Here is a 20267-nt window from a genome sequence, read left to right on the forward strand (position 1 = left end):
GGTGCGGACCGCAAATTCGCTCGTTGTCATAGGAGCCGCTGTTGCAGACTCTCGAAAACGGATCTTGGTTCAACGAGCCCCTGAAAGCGAAGGCGTCGAATACTGAGCTGTTCGTCGTCACCGACGCAAGGACCGATTTCTGGCGGGAGACCCATTATGGCTTCGTTCGCGACAATGGTCACTTCTACGGCTTTCAGTCCGAGGGTGACTTCACCGCCCAGGTTCGGGTCCGCGCGCATTTCGAACATCTCTACGATCAGGCTGGCCTCATGGTCAGGCTCGACGAAAGACGATGGGTCAAGGCCGGGATCGAGTTCTCGGACGGATTTGGCCTTCTCAGCAGTGTGCTGACGAATGGAGCCTCCGATTGGGCTACGGGGCGATATGACGGTGATCCATCGGATTTCTGGATAAGGGTGACCGTCCAGCGCGGCGTTCTTAGAATACAGGCGTCACAGGACGGACGGACATGGCCATTGGTCCGCCTCTGCCCCTTCCCAAAAGCAGATCACTATCTCGTTGGCCCCGTGTGTTGCACTCCCGAACGTGCAGGCCTGGAGGTGCGATTTGATCAATGGCAAATCGGGCCGGCTTTGAGCAAGGACCTTCACGACCTGTCGTAGAAGCCAGGGCGGTCACGCATGCTCGAGACGCCCTACGCTCGAGCAAGGCCCGCTTCTTTAGAGACGAGATCGACAGGCCGCTCCGCCTTCCTCAGGAGCGGATGAGCCGGTCGAGCGTGTCGAAATCGGATGCACCTTCCATCGGGCCCTGGTGCATGACGGCGCAGGCGCCTGCAGCGGTCGCATAGGCCAAGGCCTTGTCCAGGGCCATGCCGCGACGGCGGCAGGTGAGGTAGGCCGCTCCGAAACAATCCCCGGCACCCGTGGGGTCGATTTCCCGGACCGCGAAGGCGGGAGTGTCGATCCGTTCGGCAGATCGGGAGAACACGGTGGCGCCGGCCGCTCCTCGCTTGAGCACGATTTCGGCGATGCCCCGCGAGAGCAGGGCGTCTACGGCAGACGCCTCATCGTTCACGCCGGCGACCAGAACAAGCTCGTCACCCGAAGGAAGCAGCAGATCGGTGACCGCCAGCACGGCCTCGACGTGGCGGCCGAGATTCGGGTCGGCACCGATCAGTTCCTTGCGCAGATTGGGATCGAACGAGACGGTACCGCTGCGCGCCTTCACAGACTCGACGGCCGTCAGGATCAGCTCTGCAAGGCGCGGAATGGCAAGCGCCGACCCCATGACATGAACATGACCCGCGCGGCTGATCAAAACCTCGGCCGGAGCAGTTAAGCGGGTTTGGCTTGCCGCCGACCGGGCGATGTTGAAGACGAAGTCCCGCGCGCCATCCGGACGGTAGCGGACGAAAGCCGTGCCGGTCGGCCAGTCCGACAGCACCTCGATTGCGGAAATGTCGACTCCATCGGCGCTCAGCCGATCGATGTTCAGCTGTCCGAAATCATCCGCGCCAACCGCCGAGATGATGCCGGCGTCGGCGCCGAGCTTCGCGACCTGATCGATGAAAATGGCCGGCGCGCCGCTGGCAAACGGGCCGATCAGGGCCTGCGGTTCCTTGAACCCGTGCCCCCTGGACCTGCCCATCAGCTCAACAAGGATCTCCCCGATCGTGATCGTCGGACCCTGCGATTCTGCAGCCAGCCTGCCGTCGTGCTCCATTTTCCCCTCCCTCTCCATCATGTCCGGCTTCAGATCTTGGCGAGGGGCTGGAGTAAGGCAAGCCCGACCGCGACCCAAATGCGCTCTTTCCAGTCAAATGGACCGCTCCGATGTCGACGGCACGAGCAAGCCGGCTGTTCCCGCGCGGGTCATCACGCTCCGCAAGGATCAGGCTTCGTCCTCTTGCGTCTCTCTCGATGCAATCTGTGGGATCGCCGGCGTGTCCTGTCCTCGGGCCGCGCGCCGGAATTGCCGCGGCGTTACCCCCGAGCGTGACTTAAAGGCATCGTAAAAGCGGGACAGCGAGCCGAAACCGACATCGAGGGCGATCGTCAGGATCGCGTGATCAGTCTCCACCAGAAGCTGCATGGCTCGCGCCAGCCGGTAGCGGGTCAGATACTCCATCATCGAGATACCGAGCACATCGCGAAAGGCGCGGTTTGCCGTTGCAGGATGGATGTTGGCGGAAGCGGCCAAGGCCGTGAGCGTCAACGGTTCAGCGAAGCGAAGGTTGATTGCTTCCGTCAGGGTTTGCGTATGCGCGACGGCCTGGGAGAGTGGATGGGGAACGCGCGCGGAGACAGCCGACGGGTTGAGCTGATCCAAACACAGCCGACGAACCGCAAGCTTGATCTCCTCATAGGCAAGCTGCTGCCGGATTTCCTTGCCGCTTGTCCAGTCAGCGAGCCATCGGTCCGCAGCCAAGGCGTGGATCGGCGTTGCATGCGGATCCTTGAAGAAAGCGCCCTGCATGACCGCCTGCCGCACGGACGGATCGAGCGGGAGAGCGAGAAAATCGACAAGCGGCAGATAGATGCAGACAAGCGGCGCGGGAACGCTCACCCGGATGGTTTGGTGGGGAATGGCAGCCCAGAACAGGACGAGACGTCCAGCATCGACCTGCTCCTGTCGCCCGTCGAAGAGATAGGTCATGCTGCCGTCGAGCAGCAGGTTGAGCTCGACATGGTCATGCCAATGGGCCGCGATCATCGTGCTTGCGAGATGCCGCTCAATATAAAAGCTGCGCGACGGGAGGATCCAGTCGGCAAATTCTGAGAAGTCTTCTTTCATGATGCTGCGCAGATCCAGGAAGAAGAGCATCTTCTAGCAGGAAGATTTCCCGGAATCAAAAGGGCAGCGTGTGCCTTCGACAACGAGGAACCGCGCTCATGCCCAAGATCTGCCTGATCGGCGCCGGCAGCACCGTCTTTGCCCAGAACATACTCGGCGACGTGCTGTCGACACCCAGTGACCACGACTACATCATCAGCCTCTTCGATATCGATCCCGAACGGCTGAAGACCTCCGAGATCGTCGCCAACCGCATCTGCACGGCGCTTGGCCTTGATCGGGTGCGCATCGAGGCGACGCTGGATCGTCGGCAGGCGCTGCGCGGCGCCGACTTCGTCATCCTGATGATGCAGGTCGGCGGCTACAAGCCGGCGACGGTGACCGACTTCGAAGTGCCGAAGCGCTACGGCCTGCGGCAGACGATTGCCGATACGCTGGGGATCGGCGGCATCTTCCGCGGCCTTCGGACGATCCCGGTTCTGGAAGCCATCTGCCGGGACATGGAAGAGGTCTGCCCGAACGCGCTGATGATGCAATATGTCAACCCGATGGCGATCAACTGCTGGGCGATCAAGGCGCTTTCGCCTTCGCTGCGCACCGTCGGTCTCTGCCACAGCGTGCAGCACACGGCCGGCCATCTCGCAGAATGTCTTGGCGAGGATATTGCCGACATCGCCTATTGTTCCGCCGGGATCAACCATGTCGCCTTCTTCCTCGATTTCGAGAAGGTCCATCGTGATGGCCGGCGGGAAGATCTCTATCCGCGCCTCAAGGCACTGGCCGAGGAAGGGCGCGTGCCGGCGGACGACCGGGTGCGGTTCGACGTGCTGAAACGGCTCGGCCATTTCGTTACGGAATCGAGCGAGCACTTCTCCGAATATACCGCCTGGTACATCAAGGACCGGCAGCCGGACCTCGTCCAATCGCTCAACATTCCCCTCGATGAATATATTCGCCGCTGCGAGGTGCAGATCGCCGAGTGGCATGAGCTGCGCAAGGCGTTGGAGGGCGGCCAGCCGATCGAGGTTTGCCGCAGCCACGAATATGCGGCGGGGATTATCCATGCCGCCGTTACGGGCGAGCCGGCGCTCATCTATGGCAATGTGCCGAATGCCGGGCTGATCGACAATCTGCCGCCCGAATGCATCGTCGAAGTGCCCTGCCATGTCGACCGCAACGGCATCCAGCCGACCCGCATCGGCCGCCTCCCGGCCCAACTTGCCGCCGTTATGCGGCTGAGCACCTCGGTGCAGGAGCTGACGGTGGAAGCGGCGCTGACGAAAAAGCGCGACCGCATCTACCAGGCCGCCCTCCTCGATCCCCATACCGCCGCCGAGCTTTCCCCCGACCAGATCTGGCATCTGGTGGACGATCTGATCGAGGCCCATGGCGATCTCCTGCCCGCTTATCACTGATCCTGGACCGAGCACCCAAGGTCGCTGCTCAGGCAGCGTCCATGGGTGCCGACCATTGGCAATCACGTCAAAATAAATCAAAAATCTGATTGACTCTGATCGAACGTCATGAAAGCTTGCTTTTACTGAAGCGGATGCGGGGGCGCACCATGAGCCAGGGCGGTGGAATCAAAACGGATCGGCTCGACGGCATTCGCAGCCATCTCTATGCGCACGGTTTCTCCACCATCCAGGATCTTGCCGATGCGGTCGGAGCGTCGCTCGCGACCGTGCGGCGGGATCTGCAGATCCTCGAGGAAAGCGGGGTCATCGACCGCGTCCATGGCGGTGCGCGCATCGCCGAAGGCTCGTCCGTCGAGCTGGCCTTCCAGGAGCGTGAAAAGCGCCAGCTCGCCGCCAAACGGGCGATTGCCGCGGCAGCCTATGAAACGCTGGTGCCCCGCACCGCCATCTTTCTCGATGCCGGGACGACGGTGCTCCAGCTGGCACGGCGCATCCGCATCGACCCGATACCGCTACGCATCTTCACGAACGGGCTGATCGTGGCGCAGGAGTTCCTGAATGTCCCGACCTTGGACGTCACGCTGCTCGGCGGTCAGCTGCGCAGCGAGAACGCCTCCATGGTCGGTCCGCAGGCCGAAGCCATGCTGGAGACGATCTGGTTCGATCAGCTGTTCCTGGGCGCAAGCGCCATCAGCACCGACGGCGCGATCTACAGTGTCGACAGCGCCGAAGCGAGCCTGAACCGGCGCATGCTGACGCGTTCGGCCAACCGGTCGGTCCTTGCCGACAGCACCAAGTTCGGAACGACAGCGACCTACAAGGTGGCGCCACTCAGCGAAGCCCGTCTGATCACCGATGCCGCGCTCGGCGTCGAATGGCGGAGGCAGCTCGAGGAGGCCTCCGTCGACACTCATTACGTCACGATCGGAGCGCAGGAATGAGCGGCGATCTGATCCTGGGCATCGACGGCGGCGGCAGCAAAACCCTCCTCGCCTTGGCCAATCGGCAGGGACACATCCTCGAAACGGCGCTCGTCGGCGGCGTCAATCCGATGGACAATCCCAATTGGCGCTCAGAGCTCGACAAGGGGCTGGCGCCGTTCCGCAGCCGGACCGATCTCGCGGCCGTCGCCGCTGCCTTCCCGGTCTTCGGCGAGGTCCGTCATCTCTCGCAGGCGCAGGAAGAGGTCATTGCCGAGGCCTTTCCGGCAGCCCGGACGCAGGTGCTCAACGACGTCGATGCCGCCCATCGCGGCGCCTTTGCCGGACAGGCTGGCGTGCTGATCCTGTCCGGCACCGGATCGATGGCCTGGGCGCGCGATACGGAGGGGCGGTCCACCCGTTCCGGCGGTTGGGGCGATGTGATCGGCGACGAAGGCAGCAGCTACTGGATCGGACGCCTTGCGCTCAGTCTCGTCAGCCAGAGCCTCGACGGACGCCAGCCGCCGAGCCGGCTGGCGTCGCTGGTGCTGTCCCACCTGCAGATCGATCCGGCGGATGCGATGAACGGGCTTGGCGCCTGGGTCACCGATCTTGCCCATCCGCGACCCGCAATCGCCGCCCTCTCCCGCCTTGTCGATGAAGCGGCGCGCGAGGGGGACGTGGCATCGCGACAGCTCATCGACCAGGCTGCCGATGAGCTGGCGAAACATTATCGCGCGGTCGCGGCGGGCGATAAGGACGCGGACTGGACCCATGGCGGCGGCACATTTGGCAGCCGCCTGCTCCTCACCGCGCTCGAAGCGCGCATCGGCCGAGCGGCTCTTGCCCCGCTGCTGCCGCCGGTCGGCGGTGCCCTGCTCGTCGCCGCACAAAGGCTCGGCTGGTCGCAGGATCGGGACTGGCTGACGACGACGGCCGCGTCCGCGCGCGCGGCCGTGACTGAGACGATGACTCCACTGCCTCGATAACAACAAAGGATGGGAACATGCGTAGATTCATCTTGTCACTGCTTGCCTCCAGCGCCTTCGCACTTGCCGGACCGGCCTTTGCGCAGGACGGAAAGCCGCTTGCCGGCCAATCCATCACGGTGTTGATGCCCTCGCCCCAGGGCCCGAATATCGCCGCCGACTTCGAAGCGGAGACCGGCATCCATGTCGACCTCCAGACGCTTTCCTGGGACGATATCCGGCCGAAGCTCGTCACTGCGCTCGTCGCCGGCACCGCGCCCGCCGATGTCACGGAGTTCGACTGGTCCTGGACCGGCCAGTTCGCGGCAGCCGACTGGTACCTGCCGCTTAATGACGTGATCGACGAGGAGACGGTCAAGGACATCGGCGTCGCGAAGATCTTTACCGTCGATGGCAAGTTGCTCGGCATCCCCTACACGAACGACTTCCGCGTGATGCTGGTCAACAAGAAGCACTTCGCCGATGCCGGCATCACCGACATGCCGAAGACGCTCGATGCACTGGTGGCGGCGGCCAAGCAGATCAAGGAGAAAGGTATCTCCACCTACCCGATCGGCCTGCCGCTCTCGGCAACGGAGGGCGCCTCGACCAGCTGGTACCTGCTGACCAAGGCCTTTGGTGGCGAGCTGTTCGACAAGGACTTCAAGCCGCTGTTCACGACACCGGATTCGGCCGGCTACAAGGCGCTCGCCTTCGAACTCATGCTGCTCAAGGACGGCCTCGTCGATCCGGCATCCACCGGGCTGAAGGACAGCCAGATCAACGAGAGCATGTTCGCCCAGGGGCTGACCAGCATCATGATCTCCGGCGAGCCGGGCCGGCTTGGACAAATGAACGATCCGAAGCAGTCCAAGGTCGCCGGCCAGGCGGAGGCGATCCTGGTTCCGACGGAGAGCGGCCAGACCCGCAGCTTCGGCCTGCCGGAAGCACTGGCCATTCCGAAGGTTTCGCAAAACCAGGAGGCGGCGATCGCCTTCGTCAAATGGTTCACGAGCCGGGAGTTCCAGAAGAAGAACGTCGTCAACGGCTTCCTGCCCACCCGCACCAGTGCGTTGGCGGAGTTGAACGAGCAGGGCAAGCTGAACAGCGGCGATGCACTGGTCGCCCAGTCGAAGACGGTGGAAGCGCTGTTCCCGCAGGGCACGCCGCCGTGGTACCCGCAGTTCTCGAGCGGCGTGAACACGGCGATCAACAGCGCGGCCAAGGGCCAGATGACGGTCGATCAGGCTGTCGAAAGCATCGCCGAAGCGGCCAAGCAGGCGATGGCGGAATGACAACCGCGACCGTGGGACGGCGCACGGGCAGGAAGGGGGTCGGCTTCCGGGCCGACGCCTCGCTCGGCGTCCTGCTCGTCCTCCCCATCCTCATCACCATGGTGGCGCTGGTCTTCTACCCAATGGCGCGCACGCTGTGGGACAGTCTGCATCGGGTCAATCCGATGCAGGCCGGCACGCCCTTCGTCGGCCTCGACAATTATGCGCGCATGTTTTCCGATGCGCCGCTCGGCTCCACCTGGATCAACACGCTGGTCTATGTGGTGCTCGCCGTTCTGGCGGAAACCGTCTTCGGCGTCCTTGCGGCCGCACTGATCAACCAGGTGAAAACCGGCAGGCAGTGGATTCTGGCGGCCGTCATCCTGCCCTGGGCGCTGCCCGGCGTCGTCAATTCGGTGATCTGGCTCTGGATCTATCAGCCAGGGGCCGGGCTACTGAACGGCATCCTCACCGCGCTCGGCCTGCCCTTCGAGAATCATGTCTGGTTCAACGACAAGACGAGCGCGATCCTCGCCGTCACCGTGGTCCATGTCTGGCGGATGATGCCGCTGACGATCGTCATCGTGCTCGCCGCCATGCAGAGCATTCCGAGCCATCTCTACGAAGCCGCGCGGATCGACGGCGCTACGCGGCCGCAAATGTTTACCCTGGTCACGCTGCCGCTCGTGCGCAGCGCCATCGCCGTGTCGATGACCAACGCGACCGTCAATGCCTTCAACCTGTTCGACGAAGCCTGGGTCCTGGCCGGCAGCAGTCTCGAAACGCGCCCGATCCTCGTGCAGATCTATCTCGAGACGTTCCAGAACCTGCGCTTTTCCTACGGCATGGCGCTGTCGGTCAGCATCACCTTCGTCTCGCTCCTCGTGTCGCTCATCTATGTCCTGCGCGTCTACCGCAATACGAGGTTCGACGGATGAAACCTTCCCTCTCCTATCGGCTGATCGTCTGGTCCGGCGTCGCACTCCTGCTCCTCTGGTCGCTCGGGCCGATCTACTGGACCATCGCGAGCTCCGTCACGCCGACCGAGGATTTCTCCGCGCGGCCGATCCACTTCGTTCCGCAGCATGTCACGTTCGATCATTATGCGCGCCTGTTCGGCATCAACATCGCCCGCATTGGCGGGGTCGAGGTCTGGAAGCAGTTCCGTGCCGCATTGTTCAACAGCGTGGTGACCTCGATCGCCGCCACTTTGCTCTGCGTGGCGATCTCGGCTCTCGGAGCCTATGCCTTCACGCGGATCCGCTTCCCGGCACGCAATCTGTTGTTCGGCGCCGTCGTCGCAACATTGGCCGTCCCCGCCTATGCGGTGCTCATCCCGCTCTACCAGATCATGATCAAGATGCAGCTGGTCGATACCTATGTCGGCGTGGCGTTGATCTACGTGTCCGCCTATCTGCCGCTGTCGCTCTGGCTGCTGCGCAGCGTCTTCGACGCCTTGCCGCTCGCCCTGGAAGAGGCCGCGCAGCTTGATGGCGCGGGTCGGCTCTACATCTTCTTCAACGTCGTGCTTCCGCTTGCCGGACCGGGCCTGACGGCGGCGGCGATCCTCACCTTCCTCGGGGCCTGGGGCCAGTATCTGGTGCCGCTGATCTTCTCGCCGCAGGCGACGAAGCCCCTGACCGTGCTCATTCCCGAGTTCGTCACCAAGAACTTCATCGACTATGGGCTGATCACCGCCAGCGGATCGATCGCGATCGTGATCCCGGCCCTCGTCGTCATCTTCCTCAACCGATACCTCGTCAGCGGTTTGCTGGCCGGATCGGTGAAATAACCGGAGACAGCATGAACACGACCGAAACGGTGATTGTCGAGCAATTTCCCTATTGGGAAAAAGCGCTTGGCGCGAATGGTGCCACGGAGAGAGGCGAGGTCCTGGTCTATGTCGGCTGCGGCACGTCTTATTACCTCGCCCAAACGCTGGCGGCCCATGCCAACCATGCCGGCCGGCCGGCGATCGCGGTGCCGGGTGCGGAATGGCTGAACCGACCACAGTTCTTCTGGCCGGACTGGACCAAGACGCATGTGGTGGCCATTTCGCGCAGTGGCGAGACGAGCGAGACCGTGGCAGCCGCCAGGCATAGCCGCGCCCATGGCGCCTTCGTGACCGGCCTGACCGTGGAGCCGGACAGCGCTCTTGCGAAAAACTGCGACAGCGTGCTCGCTTCGCCCACCCATCCGGACGAAGGCATCGTCATGACCGTTTCGGCCAGCCTGATGCTGCTCATGGGGCTTCAGATGATCGGGACCTCCCTGCCCTCGTCCATCGTCGGCAATGCCAAGCGCCTGGCCCATGCCTTGAGCGAGGCGCTGCCCGAGGCAGTCTTGTCGCGCTCCCATGTCGTCTTCCTGGGCGGCGGCCCGCTCTACGGCATCGCCTCGGAAGGGGCGCTGAAGCTGATGGAGATGAGCCAGGTCATGACCCAGGCCTTCCATCCGCTCGAATATCGGCACGGCCCGATCAGCCTTGTCGACGACGCGACGGCGGCCGTGATGCTCTACTCGGCCGACCAGAAGGATGCGGAGGCCACGCTGGTCCGCGAGTTGCAGGAGAAGGGCGCCTTCGTCATCGGCCTTGGCGGTCCGGGCGATCTGTCGCTGCCAATCGAGGCCGGCCAGGAGACGGCGGGCCTCGTCCTCCTGCCGGCCCTGCAGATCCTCGGGGAGCGTGTTGCCCAATCGCGCAACCTCGACACGGTTTCGCCCCGGCACCTGACCAAAGTGGTGATGCTGGCATGATGAACGCGCGCTACACGAACCGAGACATTGCGCTTGGCAAACTCTTCGCGCCGCGAAACATGGCGCTGCCGCTTGGTATCACCTCCATCTGCTCGGCGCATCCTTTGGTCATCGAGGCGGCGCTTCTGCGCGCCGCGCGAGACGGATCCGCCATCCTCATCGAAGCGACCTGCAACCAGGTGAACCAGGAGGGCGGCTATACGGGCATGACGCCGGCGGATTTCCGCCGGTTCGTGGAGCGCTGCGCGGCAAAGGTTTCCTTTCCGGCCGAGCGCATCATCCTGGGCGGGGATCATCTGGGTCCCAACCCCTGGCGGGGGCTTCCGGCCGAGGAGGCCATGGCGCGCGCCGAGGCCATGATCGCCGCCTTTGTGGAGGCCGGTTTCGAGAAGCTGCATCTCGACACCTCCATGGGCTGCGCGGGCGAGCCCGCGGCGCTGGACGACGAGCGGACGGCCGCGCGCGCGGCGCGTCTTGCCAGAATTGCTGAACAGGCGGCTGCGCGGATCGGCTGCAAGCCTCCGGTCTATGTCATCGGCACCGAGGTGCCGCCACCGGGCGGGGCGACGCATGCCCTGGACGGGCTCGAAGTGACGCGGCCCGAGGCCGCCCGGCAGACGGTGGCGGTGCATGAGACCGCGTTCCGGGCTGCGGGCGTGGAAGCGGCGCTCGAGCGCGTCGTCGCGATCGTCGTGCAGCCCGGCGTGGAGTTCGGCAACGCCAATGTCCTTCTCTATCAGCCGAAGAAGGCGACGGGACTCATACAGGTGCTCGACGATTTCCCCGGTCTCCTGTTCGAGGCCCATTCCACCGATTACCAGCCGACAGCCGAACTCTCGGCCCTGGTCGATGGCGGCTTCGCCATCCTGAAGGTGGGCCCGGGACTGACCTTTGCGCTTCGGGAAGCGCTCTACGGGCTCGATGCCATCCGCCGCGTGCTCAAGGGTCCGGAGGAGACGGAAAGCCTTGCGGCGGTGCTGGAGACGGCGATGCTCGCCACGCCGAAGCACTGGAGCGGCCATTATGCAGGATCGAGCGCGGAGCAACGATTGCAGCGCCATTTCAGCTATAGTGACCGAATTCGCTATTACTGGCCGGACCCGGCCGTCTCCGCCGCCGTCGATCGGCTTTTCGCCGACTTGCCGGCCGTTATTCCGGAAACGCTGATCAGCCAGTATCTGTCTCGGCTCTATCCCGAAGTTCTGGCCGGTAGCGTGGCGCCCTCCCCTCGCGATCTCTGCCTCGCCGCGATCGATTGCGCGCTCCTTCCCTATTCGCAGGCCACGATGGGCCAATAGGCCAGCATCCGCAGACACGCCGCCCCTCATTCCCGCCGGAGACGACGATGGCATCCGTCACGATCAACAATGTCCGCAAAAGCTATGGTCACTTCGAGGTCCTGCATGGCGTCAGCATCGATGTTCCCGATGGCGAGTTCGTCATCCTCGTCGGTCCGTCCGGCTGCGGAAAGTCGACCCTGTTGCGGATGATCGCCGGGCTGGAGGAGATTACCGACGGGGAGATGCTGATCGGCGCCAGCGTCGTCAACGACGTCGCGCCGAAGGAGCGCGATATCGCCATGGTCTTCCAGTCCTATGCGCTCTACCCACATCTGACGGTCGGGGCCAATATGGGCTTTTCCCTCAAACTCGCCAAAGCACCGAAGGACGAGATCCGCAGACGAGTGGGAGATGCCGCACAAATTCTCGGCCTGACACATCTCCTCGACCGCTACCCGCGCAACCTCTCCGGCGGGCAGCGTCAGCGCGTTGCCATGGGGCGGGCGATCGTGCGCCAGCCACAGGTTTTCCTGTTCGACGAACCGCTGTCGAACCTTGACGCCAAGCTGCGCGTCCAGATGCGCTCGGAGATCAAGCAGCTGCATCAGCGGCTGAAGACGACGACGATCTACGTTACCCATGACCAGATCGAGGCGATGACGATGGCCGATCGGATCGTCGTGATGCGGGATGGCTATGTCGAGCAGATCGGCACGCCGCTCGAGCTCTACGACCGACCCGCCAATCTGTTCGTCGCCGGCTTCATCGGTTCGCCGGGCATGAATTTCATCCGCGGTCAGGTCTCTCCAGACGATCCGAGCGTCTTCCGGACGGAGACAGGCGCATCCCTCCCCCTCCCCGAGGGTATTACGCTGCCGAGGGCGCGCGACCTGATCTATGGCATCCGGCCGGAGCATCTTTCGATGAAACAGGACGGCGTCGAGGCGACCATCACGCTCATCGAGCCGACCGGGGCGGAAACGCAGGTAACCGCCCTTCTTGGCGAGACCCCGATCATCGCTTCTCTCCGCGACCGCCTTGCCGTCACGACCGGCGACCGCGTCACCTTCGGCATCGACATCGCCGCAATCCACATCTTCGACGCCGAAACCGAGACGCGTCTGACCACCGGCTAAGCGGCCAGGGCTCTGCTCGACTGTCCGATCCTGCGCTTTCCACTCTGCATCGGCAGCGTGGCGCGCATGGGAAAGACGTTGAGCCCGAGGATCGCAACCTGTGACGATGCCGGAGGACAATTCATCGTTCTAATCGGTGAGGTTACTGATCATCCGCAGATGCCGGATCTCGACTGGTTTTGCCAGCAATCTGTCCATCTGGGAGATGAGCGGCACCAGATGTGGCGTCGTCATGTGCCGGTCCAAGTCTTCCTGGCTCCGCCAATTCTCATAGAAAACGAAAACGCAATCATCGGCCGCGTCGACATGGAAATCGTAGTTGATGCAGCCGGCCTCCCTCCGTATCGGCTCAACCTGCCTGCTGAGAATCGCCTCCAGCTCGGCGCGGCATTCGGGACGAGCGGTTACGGTTCCGATGATGGTCACGGTCATGATGCGGTCCTCTTCTGGCTGAGGGCGACGGCCAGAATGATGATGCCGCCGCGGGCAATCAGTTGCTGGCTGAATTCCAGGCCCATCAGGATCAGGCCGTTGTTGATCAGGCCGATCATCAATGCGCCGACGATCGTGCCGACCACCGTGCCCTTGCCACCGAACAGGCTCGTGCCACCAAGAACCGCAGCGGCGATGACCGACAGCTCGTCGCCTTCGCCGAGCTGGAAGCGGCCCGACTGCAGGCGGCCTGCATAGAGCATGCCGGCAAGAGCGGCCGCCGAGGACGACATGACCAGAACCTTGAACTTGATGTTGCGGGTATCGATGCCGGAGTAGCGCGCGGCCGTTTCTCCGCCGCCCGTCGCCAGGACCCTTCGGCCAAACCCGGTGCGCCGAAGCACGATGTGGCCGATGACGCCGACGACGATCATCCAGATCAGCAGCACGGGAATTCGGCCAAGATTGCCACCGCCGAACAGCCAGGAATAGCCGGGCGACAGGATCGGAACCGCTGCCGTTGCCGAGATCCACATGGCGACGCCCTTGGCGATCCCCATCATCGCCAAAGTGGTGAGGAAGGATGGGATGCCGATGCGCGTGGTCAGCCAGCCGTTGAAGGATCCAACCACGAGACCGGTCGCGATTCCAGCCAGCACGCCCGCGAAGGGTCCTCCGACGGCGATCGCCATGGCAACGGTGACCGTCGTCAGGCCGGCCACCGCGCCGACCGAGAGGTCGATCTCGCCAGCCGACAGCACGAAGGTGATCGCAATCGCCATCACGGCGATCATCGCCGTCTGCCGGACGATGTTGAGCAGATTGTTGGCGGTCAGGAAGCCCTTGTCGTTTAGCGCGACCGCGAAGACGACGAAGATCACGACGAAGCCGATATAGATGATGTTCTGGCGCCAGTTGGCAGCGAAACCCTTAAGCATGGATTGTCTCCTGGGCTGCGAGAGCCCGCTGTATCTCGGTCTGGAGCTTCTGCTCTGCGGCTTGCAGGCGATGGGCCATATCGTCGGCTGGTACGGCCGGGTCGTCGAAGGCTTCGCGCGGCAGATCCGCATGGACGCGGCCATCCGCCATGACCAGGATGCGGTCGCAGGCGGTCAGCAATTCCGAAAGCTCGGACGAGATCATGATGATCGCCTTGCCGGATGCGGCAAGCTCGCGCACCAGCCGGATGATTTCCGCCTTCGAGCCAATGTCGATGCCGGCGGTTGGCTCGTCGAGGATGAGAATGTCGGGGTCTGTGGCCAGCCACTTGCCGATCACCACCTTCTGCTGATTGCCGCCGGACAGGGTGGCGACTGCGTGGTCACGGCTGGCCGTCTTGATCGAGAGGCGGCGGATCTGTCCCTCGGTCAGGTCGGCCATTGCTTTTTGGTCGATCATGCCGGCGCGCGACAAACGCCCGATCACGGCCAGAACCATGTTCGAGGCGACCGAATGAGCCGGAATAATCCCCTGTGTCGCACGGGCCTCCGGCACGAGAGCGACGCCGCTGGCGATCGCATCGCCGGGTTTGCGGATGTTGACTGCCCGGCCCTTGATACGGATCGACCCGCTTGCTGCAGGCTCGATGCCGGCGATGAGCCGGGCGAGCGACGATCGCCCAGACCCCAGCAGGCCTGCGAGCCCCAGCACCTCGCCGGCATGCAGCGTGAAGGAGACGTGCTTCGGCTTGTGGACGCCGTTGAGTTCAGAGAGCTCCAGCAGAACCTCGCCCTTTGCGGACGTTCCACGCACCACATCCGAGAGGCCCTTGGAGCGCTTGCCGACGATATGCTCGATCATCGTATCGATCGGCAATTCGGAAAGGGGCGCGGTGATCACATGCCGGCCGTCGCGCAGAATGGTGGCGCGGTCGGCGATGCGGGCGATCTCGTCCATGCGATGGCTGACATAGATGATCGCGACGCCCTTGGCCTTCAGCCTCCGGAGGAAGACGAACAGGCGCTCGACGTCGGAAACCGCGAGCGCGGTCGAGGGTTCGTCGAGGACGAGAACCTTGGCATCCTGGGAAATGGCTTTGACGATTTCGGTCAACTGCTTCTGACCGGCGCCGAGATCGGCCACCAAGGCGCGGGGATCGACGGAGACCCCCAGCCGGGCGAAGAGTTCGGCCGCGCGGCGCTCTGCCTCCGCGTCGTTGATCAAGCCGGCACCGGTCCGGCTCTCGCGGGTCAGGAACACGTTCTGCGCGACGGTCAACGTTGGGATCAGGCTCATTTCCTGATAGTTCATCGCGATGCCGGCAGCCCGCGATTCCTCCGGCGTATGGGCCGTCAATTCGCGGCCGGCGACGACGACCGTGCCGCCGTCGGGCCGATGGACACCGTTCAGGATCTTGAGGATCGTCGATTTGCCCGCGCCGTTGCCGCCCAGAAGCGCGTGGACCTCGCCCGGCAGCACCTCCAGATCGACGCCAGCGAGGGCGCGGACGCCGCCGAAGGATTTCGAGATGCCGGTCATCCGGACGGCAGCGACACTGGCGGTCATCCCACTTTCTCCCAGACACCGCTTTCGCCGGACCGGATGAACGCATCCGCGACGAGTTCGGTCAGCAGCCCGTCGTCGAAGTTGGGGCTCGGCTGCCGGCCCTTGGCGATCGCCTGGAAGAAGTCGTAGCACTCGACGATCTTCGTTTCCGAATAGCCGATGCCGAGCCCAGGGATCGGCCAGAGACCACCACCATAGGGGTGCGCGGGACCGGTGTAGATCGTCCGGAAGCCGCGTGCATCGGCGGGATCGTCCGCGAACATGACCTGCAGTTCGTCGCGGCGTTCGTAGTTGAAGTGGATCGAGCCCTTGGTGCCGTGAATTTCGAGCGTGATGAAGTTGTTGCGGCCATAGGCGTTGCGGGTCGCCTCGAGGCTTCCGATCGCGCCACCCGCGAATTTGAGCATGGAAACGACTTCGTCGTCGACGTCCACATCTCCGCGCTCGGCCTCAGCGGATTTTTCCGCCGCACCCAGCTTGTCGATCCCGCCCTGCTGCAGCGGGCGGGTCTTGTTGTAGGTCGTGGTGAGGGCGATGACTTCCGCAATAGGCCCGACCAGGTAATGCGCGAGATCGACCACATGGGTGCCGATATCACCGACGGAGCCGGAGCCGGCGATCTTCTTCTGGAAGCGCCAGGAGAGCGGTGAGTCGGGATCCGCCGACCAATCCTGCAGGTAGGTGCCGCGGAAGTTGAGGATGCGGCCGATCCGACCTTCTTCGATGTATTTCTTCGCGAGAGCAACCGCCGGCGTGCGGCGATAATTGAAGGCCACCATGTTGATGACGCCGGCCTGTTTCACGGCCTCGGCCATGGCGCGGGCCTCCTCGACGGTGCGGGCCAGCGGCTTTTCACAGATGATGTGCTTGCCAGCCTTTGCCGCCTCGATGGCGATTTCGGCATGGACATTGTTCGGCGTACAGATATCGACGACGTCTACATCCGGCCGGTTGACGGTGGCGCGCCAGTCGGAAGAGGCTTCCTCGAACCCGAAGCGCTGGCGTGCTTCCTCGGCCATGCCGTCGGTGACATCCACCACCACCTTGCGGTGCGGAATGGCCGGGGCCGGCCAGAAGAACATCGGCATGGCCGCATAGGCCATGGCATGCGCCTTGCCCATGAAGCCGCCGCCGATCATGGCGACGTTCATCACTTTCGTCATCGAGTTTTCTCCTAGAGTGCTGCAGCCATCCGCTGCTCAACATGCCGGCGGGATCATCGATCGCCATCAACCGGACCTTGCCGGCGCGCGGCACGGGGTTTCCGCACCGCGCGCTGTGGCGGATCAGTTGCCGAGGCTGGACTTGACGTTGTCGGTCGCATCGGTCGAGTAGACCGTCTTCCAGGCATCGAGAAGGTTGTCGCGGGTGACCGGCAGGGCCGGCAGAGCGACGAAGGCCGGAGCCTGTTTGCCGAGAAGGGCATAGCCCGCGAGCTTGGCCTCCACCACGCCGGCATCATAGGGGCGCTGCGCGCCGAGCCCCTTGATGAAACCGTTCTGCGCCATGGAGATCGCAACGTTTTCGCCGAGGTCGATCGTGGTGATGATCAGGTCGTCGCGCCCGGCATTGCGCGCGGCAGCGATGACGCCTTCCGCGGGGACGTCCCAGACCGCCCAGATGCCGTTGACGTTCGGGTTCGAGGTCAGGATGGCGGAGGCCGCCTTTTCTGCATCACCCGAGAAATCCGGACCGCCGATGCCCTGCTCTGCGACGATCTTGATGTCCGGATAGTCCGTAGTGATCGTCGTCTTGAAGGCCTCATAGCGCTGCTTCGTGACGAAGAAATCCGCAGCATGGAAAACCAGGCCGATTTCGCCCTTGCCACCGAGAGCCTTGGCCATGAGATGCGCCGCAGCGACGCCATTGCCATAGTTGTCGGCCGAGACGACGGAGACGTAGTCCGTACCTGCCTTGAAGCCGGCCGGGACATTGTCCATGAAGACGAGCTTGGTGCCAGCATCCGCCGCGGCCTTGTAGGCCGACGCTGTTGCGGTCGGATCAGTCGGGATCGAGACGATGATGTTCGGCTTCTGCGCCATGATGGTTTCGAGGTCGGCCACCTGCTTTTCCGGCTTGAAACCGGCATCTGTGACCGCGATCACCTTGATGCCCATGGACGCAAACTGCGTCTGCAGGCCGTTGATCTGGGCACGAGACCAGTCATTGCCGCCGTAATGCATGACGATGGCGGCTGTGGCGTTCATCCCCTTGACCTTGGCAAGCTCCTCGTCGGTCAGCGTGATGCCGGAGGCCGGCGACGGGTCTTCGCCCGATGGCCCCTTCGACAGAACCGTTTCCTGCAGCTTGGCAAGCGCGGTATCGGGATCGGCGGCGCGCGTTGGCGCCGCGATGGACAGGGCTGCCGCAATGGCTGCGGAGCACAAAAGAATGCGTCTGGTAATCATGGTTTCCTCCCTCAGGTGGGGCCTTGCCCCGGCGGCCTTCAACTCCTCTTGAGATCGGCCGATTTCAGATAGGTCATGCTGGCACGAGCGCCCTCCAGCGCGTCGGGCCAGGCATCGAGTTCAGCGCAGATCCAGCCGGCAAAGCCGACCTCGCGCAAGGCGGCAACGATGCCGTCCGTCGGCACGTCGCCCCGATCCAGCGGCGTGAAAGCGAAGGGTTCGCGCTGCAAGCCCTTGAGATGGACATAGGTGATCCGCGCGGCATGCTCTCGGATGAGTTCGGCAGGGTCACCACCCGCCGCAGCGAGATGCGCCGTGTCCGGGCAGAAACCGATCCCCGTGAGACTGAAGATCTTGGAAACCTCCGCCGGCCCCTCGACGATGGTCGAGAGATGCGGATGATAATGTGCGCTCAGGCCCCGCGCCTTCGCCAGTTCATCGACACGATCGAGAGCGGCGGCGAGCTTGTGGAAATCTGCCTCGCGGGTGCCGTCGAACCGCTTCGCGCCGCCGCCGACAACCAGATGCGGGGCCCCGAGCTCGGCGGCTCGATCTGCAGCACGCGTCACGCGGGCGAGCTCTTCCGGGAGAATATCATCGAAGATGAAGTTTCCGCCGGCATAGGTGGCGACGAGCGAAAGACCATTGTCATCAAGCAGGGAGCGCATGTCGCCGACCGGGAAATCGAGGAGATTTCCGTCGAACAATTCGACGCCCTCGTAGCCCGCCTCGGCAATATCGGCGAAGGCACGGCGCATGTCGCCGAAGGTGCGATAGGCGAGCTGTGTGATCGAGGTGACGCCAACAGCGCTTCCCCCCAGCTCTCCCCAGCAATTGGCGTGATAGGCCAGCCTGCAACCATCCATGGCCATCTCCTCCCAAGAATTCCATCTGATGACACTTTCAATGCGACCGAATACAGCGCATGTCAACATTAAAAACGCATTTGTCAGCAGACTTATGTCGTTTTAATGCAAAAGTTTGATGTTGCGCGTCGCAAGCCTCGGATTTATCTAGGGTCGGAGCGCTTGCTTCGTGCTGAAAGGAACAGGAATGCCTTCCACGGCGAAGATGGAGGCTGCGGCTCAACCGCGCCGAAAGGGCCGCCCTCGGACGGCGGAGACGGCCGCGCCGAGTCTGGTCGAGATCCTGAACCTGGTGCGGACCGAAAGCGCGACGACCCGTCAGGAGCTGGAGCGTCAGAGCGAACTCGGGCGTGCCGTCGTGGCGGACCGGCTGAGCACGCTTGCAGAGCTCGGGCTTGTGGACGAAAGCGAGCTCGGGACTGCGACCGGCGGGCGCGCACCCCGACTGGTCCGGTTTTCCGCCAGCCGCGGCAGCATCCTCGTCGCCACGCTCGATCAGACGGCCCTCGGCGTCGGACTTGCCGATCTCGGTGGCAATCTGAAAATGGAGCACCACGAGGCGGCCGACCTGACACAGCCGGTTTCCGCGCTCCTCGATCGCCTGACGACCCTCTTCCGCTGGATCCTCGACATTCAGCAGGGCTACGGTGAACTCTGGGGCATCTCCATTTCCGTGCCCGGCGTGGTGGAACACGGAGGCGGAGATTTTTTTCAGGATGCGACACCCCCGGTGCTGCCCGGCTGGGAAAGCTTTCCCCTGGTTGAAAAATTGGTGGAAGCCTTCGACGTTCCGGTCTGGCTGCGGTCGAGCGTCGAGACGATGACCATGGGGGAATTCCACTCCGGCGCCGGCGTCGGCCATCGGGCCATGCTGTTCGTCAAGGTGGGCAAGCGGATCGGTGCCGGCCTGGTCAGCGACGGCGTGCTTTTTCGGGGTGCCCAAGGCGCGGTCGGGTTGATCGGCTCGGTGCCAGTCAGCCTCGGGGAGCGGCACGGCACGCTGGAAACCATGGCTGGCTCGGAGGCGATCATTCGTGAAGGCCGCGTTCAGGCGGAAAAGGGCCTGAGCCCGATCCTGTCGGACCATGTCCGGCGCGGCGGCGATGTCACCGCTGTCGAGGTGGCGCAGGCCGCGCATATGGGCGACGCCGCAGCGATCGACATCCTCTCGCAGAGCGGGCGCCTGATCGGCCAGGTCGTGGCGACGCTGGCCAACATGCTGAACCCCGAATTGATCGTGCTTTCCGGATCGATCGCCCAGAGCAACGACATCCTCCTGGCGGCGGCCCGCGAGGCCATCTACGGCGCGTCCCACCCCCTGGTCAGCCGTGACCTGCAGATCATCCGCTCCCAGATGGGCAGTTCCTCCGGCCTCGTCGGTGCAGCCATCGTGGCCACGGAAAGCCTGTTTTCCCCCGCAGTCCTGCGGGACTGGATCATGGCCGGGCGCCCGCAGGCACATCCGCAATTCGAAGCGCTTCGCGGCCGGCTGGAGACGCAGGCCGCAGACGTCACCGCGGTCATGCCGCCTCCGAAGATATGAGGT

At 63.8% G+C, this 20267-nt stretch carries 19 protein-coding genes; 11 read left to right on the forward strand and 8 right to left on the reverse strand.

Going from position 1 to position 20267, the window contains the following annotated elements; translation table 11 throughout:
* Positions 1–41: 41 nt before the first annotated feature.
* On the forward strand, positions 42–623 hold the full coding sequence (locus ACLE20_RS02620) for a DUF1349 domain-containing protein (protein ID WP_410938681.1): 582 nt from the start codon (positions 42–44) through the stop codon (positions 621–623).
* Between the two features lie 91 nt (positions 624–714).
* Here the strand turns inward: ACLE20_RS02620 and ACLE20_RS02625 are convergent, their stop codons facing one another.
* Both ACLE20_RS02625 and ACLE20_RS02630 read right to left on the reverse strand, forming a co-directional pair.
* The gene (locus ACLE20_RS02625) at positions 715–1686 is read right to left on the reverse strand and encodes a sugar kinase (RefSeq protein WP_410938682.1); all 972 of its coding nucleotides are present in this window, start codon (positions 1684–1686) and stop codon (positions 715–717) included.
* 168 nt (positions 1687–1854) lie between these two features.
* A complete protein-coding gene (locus ACLE20_RS02630) occupies positions 1855–2757 on the reverse strand; it encodes a helix-turn-helix domain-containing protein (RefSeq protein WP_410938683.1) in 903 nt (300 codons plus the stop codon).
* Positions 2758–2855: 98 nt separating this feature from the next.
* Between ACLE20_RS02630 and ACLE20_RS02635 the strand changes: the two genes are divergently transcribed.
* The 9 genes from ACLE20_RS02635 to ACLE20_RS02675 all read left to right on the forward strand — a co-directional run bounded on the left by ACLE20_RS02635 (position 2856) and on the right by ACLE20_RS02675 (position 12510).
* On the forward strand, positions 2856–4172 hold the full coding sequence (locus ACLE20_RS02635) for an alpha-glucosidase/alpha-galactosidase (protein WP_410938684.1): 1317 nt from the start codon (positions 2856–2858) through the stop codon (positions 4170–4172).
* 149 nt (positions 4173–4321) lie between these two features.
* Positions 4322–5116 (forward strand): DeoR/GlpR family DNA-binding transcription regulator, encoded by a 795-nt coding sequence (locus tag ACLE20_RS02640; RefSeq protein WP_410938685.1) that lies wholly within the window; start codon positions 4322–4324, stop codon positions 5114–5116.
* Positions 5113–6084, forward strand: coding sequence for an N-acetylglucosamine kinase (locus ACLE20_RS02645; protein ID WP_410938686.1), 972 nt, complete (start codon positions 5113–5115; stop codon positions 6082–6084). Before ACLE20_RS02640 ends, ACLE20_RS02645 begins: the two co-directional genes overlap by 4 nt.
* 17 nt (positions 6085–6101) lie before the next feature.
* A complete protein-coding gene (locus ACLE20_RS02650; protein ID WP_410938687.1) occupies positions 6102–7358 on the forward strand; it encodes an ABC transporter substrate-binding protein in 1257 nt (418 codons plus the stop codon).
* Positions 7355–8275, forward strand: a complete 921-nt coding sequence (locus tag ACLE20_RS02655) for a carbohydrate ABC transporter permease (protein WP_410938688.1) — start codon at positions 7355–7357, stop codon at positions 8273–8275. Before ACLE20_RS02650 ends, ACLE20_RS02655 begins: the two co-directional genes overlap by 4 nt.
* Positions 8272–9129 (forward strand): carbohydrate ABC transporter permease, encoded by an 858-nt coding sequence (locus ACLE20_RS02660; protein WP_410938689.1) that lies wholly within the window; start codon positions 8272–8274, stop codon positions 9127–9129. The genes ACLE20_RS02655 and ACLE20_RS02660 overlap by 4 nt, the downstream gene beginning before the upstream one ends.
* A gap of 11 nt (positions 9130–9140) precedes the next feature.
* Entirely contained in the window at positions 9141–10094 is a 954-nt protein-coding gene (locus tag ACLE20_RS02665; protein WP_410938690.1) for an SIS domain-containing protein, read from the forward strand.
* Complete coding sequence (locus tag ACLE20_RS02670) at positions 10091–11392, forward strand: D-tagatose-bisphosphate aldolase, class II, non-catalytic subunit (RefSeq protein ID WP_410938691.1); 1302 nt, start codon at positions 10091–10093, stop codon at positions 11390–11392. Before ACLE20_RS02665 ends, ACLE20_RS02670 begins: the two co-directional genes overlap by 4 nt.
* 47 nt (positions 11393–11439) lie before the next feature.
* Positions 11440–12510 carry an ABC transporter ATP-binding protein gene (locus tag ACLE20_RS02675; RefSeq protein ID WP_410938692.1) on the forward strand — a complete coding sequence of 357 codons (1071 nt, stop codon included), beginning with the start codon at positions 11440–11442 and terminating at the stop codon, positions 12508–12510.
* Positions 12511–12639: 129 nt separating this feature from the next.
* Here ACLE20_RS02675 and ACLE20_RS02680 read toward each other — a convergent pair whose 3' ends face one another.
* The 6 genes from ACLE20_RS02680 to ACLE20_RS02705 all read right to left on the reverse strand — a co-directional run bounded on the left by ACLE20_RS02680 (position 12640) and on the right by ACLE20_RS02705 (position 18721).
* Positions 12640–12942, reverse strand: coding sequence for a putative quinol monooxygenase (locus ACLE20_RS02680; RefSeq protein ID WP_410938693.1), 303 nt, complete (start codon positions 12940–12942; stop codon positions 12640–12642).
* On the reverse strand, positions 12939–13880 hold the full coding sequence (locus tag ACLE20_RS02685; protein ID WP_410938694.1) for an ABC transporter permease: 942 nt from the start codon (positions 13878–13880) through the stop codon (positions 12939–12941). Before ACLE20_RS02685 ends, ACLE20_RS02680 begins: the two co-directional genes overlap by 4 nt.
* The gene (locus ACLE20_RS02690; RefSeq protein WP_410938695.1) at positions 13873–15447 is read right to left on the reverse strand and encodes a sugar ABC transporter ATP-binding protein; all 1575 of its coding nucleotides are present in this window, start codon (positions 15445–15447) and stop codon (positions 13873–13875) included. The genes ACLE20_RS02685 and ACLE20_RS02690 overlap by 8 nt, the downstream gene beginning before the upstream one ends.
* On the reverse strand, positions 15444–16610 hold the full coding sequence (locus ACLE20_RS02695; RefSeq protein WP_410938696.1) for a Gfo/Idh/MocA family protein: 1167 nt from the start codon (positions 16608–16610) through the stop codon (positions 15444–15446). Before ACLE20_RS02695 ends, ACLE20_RS02690 begins: the two co-directional genes overlap by 4 nt.
* 123 nt (positions 16611–16733) lie before the next feature.
* Positions 16734–17855: a substrate-binding domain-containing protein gene (locus tag ACLE20_RS02700; protein WP_410938697.1), complete on the reverse strand. Its 1122-nt coding sequence runs from the start codon at positions 17853–17855 to the stop codon at positions 16734–16736.
* A gap of 38 nt (positions 17856–17893) precedes the next feature.
* Entirely contained in the window at positions 17894–18721 is an 828-nt protein-coding gene (locus tag ACLE20_RS02705) for a sugar phosphate isomerase/epimerase family protein (RefSeq protein WP_410938698.1), read from the reverse strand.
* A gap of 187 nt (positions 18722–18908) precedes the next feature.
* On the opposite strand from ACLE20_RS02705, the gene ACLE20_RS02710 reads away from it, so the two are divergent.
* The gene (locus tag ACLE20_RS02710) at positions 18909–20264 is read left to right on the forward strand and encodes an ROK family protein (protein WP_410938699.1); all 1356 of its coding nucleotides are present in this window, start codon (positions 18909–18911) and stop codon (positions 20262–20264) included.
* Positions 20265–20267: the final 3 nt, after the last annotated feature.

The sequence above is a fragment of the Rhizobium sp. YIM 134829 genome, from assembly GCF_046546455.1.

Excerpts from the sequence above, each read along its gene's own strand:
- ACLE20_RS02670 (WP_410938691.1), top strand. The coding sequence starts at position 10,091 with ATGATGAACGCGCGCTACACGAACCGAGACATTGCGCTTGGCAAACTC.
- ACLE20_RS02705 (WP_410938698.1), bottom strand. The coding sequence starts at position 18,721 with ATGGATGGTTGCAGGCTGGCCTATCACGCCAATTGCTGGGGAGAGCTG.
- ACLE20_RS02640 (WP_410938685.1), top strand. The coding sequence starts at position 4,322 with ATGAGCCAGGGCGGTGGAATCAAAACGGATCGGCTCGACGGCATTCGC.
- ACLE20_RS02650 (WP_410938687.1), top strand. The coding sequence starts at position 6,102 with ATGCGTAGATTCATCTTGTCACTGCTTGCCTCCAGCGCCTTCGCACTT.
- ACLE20_RS02660 (WP_410938689.1), top strand. The coding sequence starts at position 8,272 with ATGAAACCTTCCCTCTCCTATCGGCTGATCGTCTGGTCCGGCGTCGCA.
- ACLE20_RS02675 (WP_410938692.1), top strand. The coding sequence starts at position 11,440 with ATGGCATCCGTCACGATCAACAATGTCCGCAAAAGCTATGGTCACTTC.
- ACLE20_RS02685 (WP_410938694.1), bottom strand. The coding sequence starts at position 13,880 with ATGCTTAAGGGTTTCGCTGCCAACTGGCGCCAGAACATCATCTATATC.
- ACLE20_RS02695 (WP_410938696.1), bottom strand. The coding sequence starts at position 16,610 with ATGACGAAAGTGATGAACGTCGCCATGATCGGCGGCGGCTTCATGGGC.
- ACLE20_RS02645 (WP_410938686.1), top strand. The coding sequence starts at position 5,113 with ATGAGCGGCGATCTGATCCTGGGCATCGACGGCGGCGGCAGCAAAACC.
- ACLE20_RS02710 (WP_410938699.1), top strand. The coding sequence starts at position 18,909 with ATGCCTTCCACGGCGAAGATGGAGGCTGCGGCTCAACCGCGCCGAAAG.
- ACLE20_RS02625 (WP_410938682.1), bottom strand. The coding sequence starts at position 1,686 with ATGGAGCACGACGGCAGGCTGGCTGCAGAATCGCAGGGTCCGACGATC.
- ACLE20_RS02680 (WP_410938693.1), bottom strand. The coding sequence starts at position 12,942 with ATGACCGTGACCATCATCGGAACCGTAACCGCTCGTCCCGAATGCCGC.
- ACLE20_RS02665 (WP_410938690.1), top strand. The coding sequence starts at position 9,141 with ATGAACACGACCGAAACGGTGATTGTCGAGCAATTTCCCTATTGGGAA.
- ACLE20_RS02635 (WP_410938684.1), top strand. The coding sequence starts at position 2,856 with ATGCCCAAGATCTGCCTGATCGGCGCCGGCAGCACCGTCTTTGCCCAG.
- ACLE20_RS02630 (WP_410938683.1), bottom strand. The coding sequence starts at position 2,757 with ATGAAAGAAGACTTCTCAGAATTTGCCGACTGGATCCTCCCGTCGCGC.
- ACLE20_RS02690 (WP_410938695.1), bottom strand. The coding sequence starts at position 15,447 with ATGACCGCCAGTGTCGCTGCCGTCCGGATGACCGGCATCTCGAAATCC.
- ACLE20_RS02655 (WP_410938688.1), top strand. The coding sequence starts at position 7,355 with ATGACAACCGCGACCGTGGGACGGCGCACGGGCAGGAAGGGGGTCGGC.
- ACLE20_RS02700 (WP_410938697.1), bottom strand. The coding sequence starts at position 17,855 with ATGATTACCAGACGCATTCTTTTGTGCTCCGCAGCCATTGCGGCAGCC.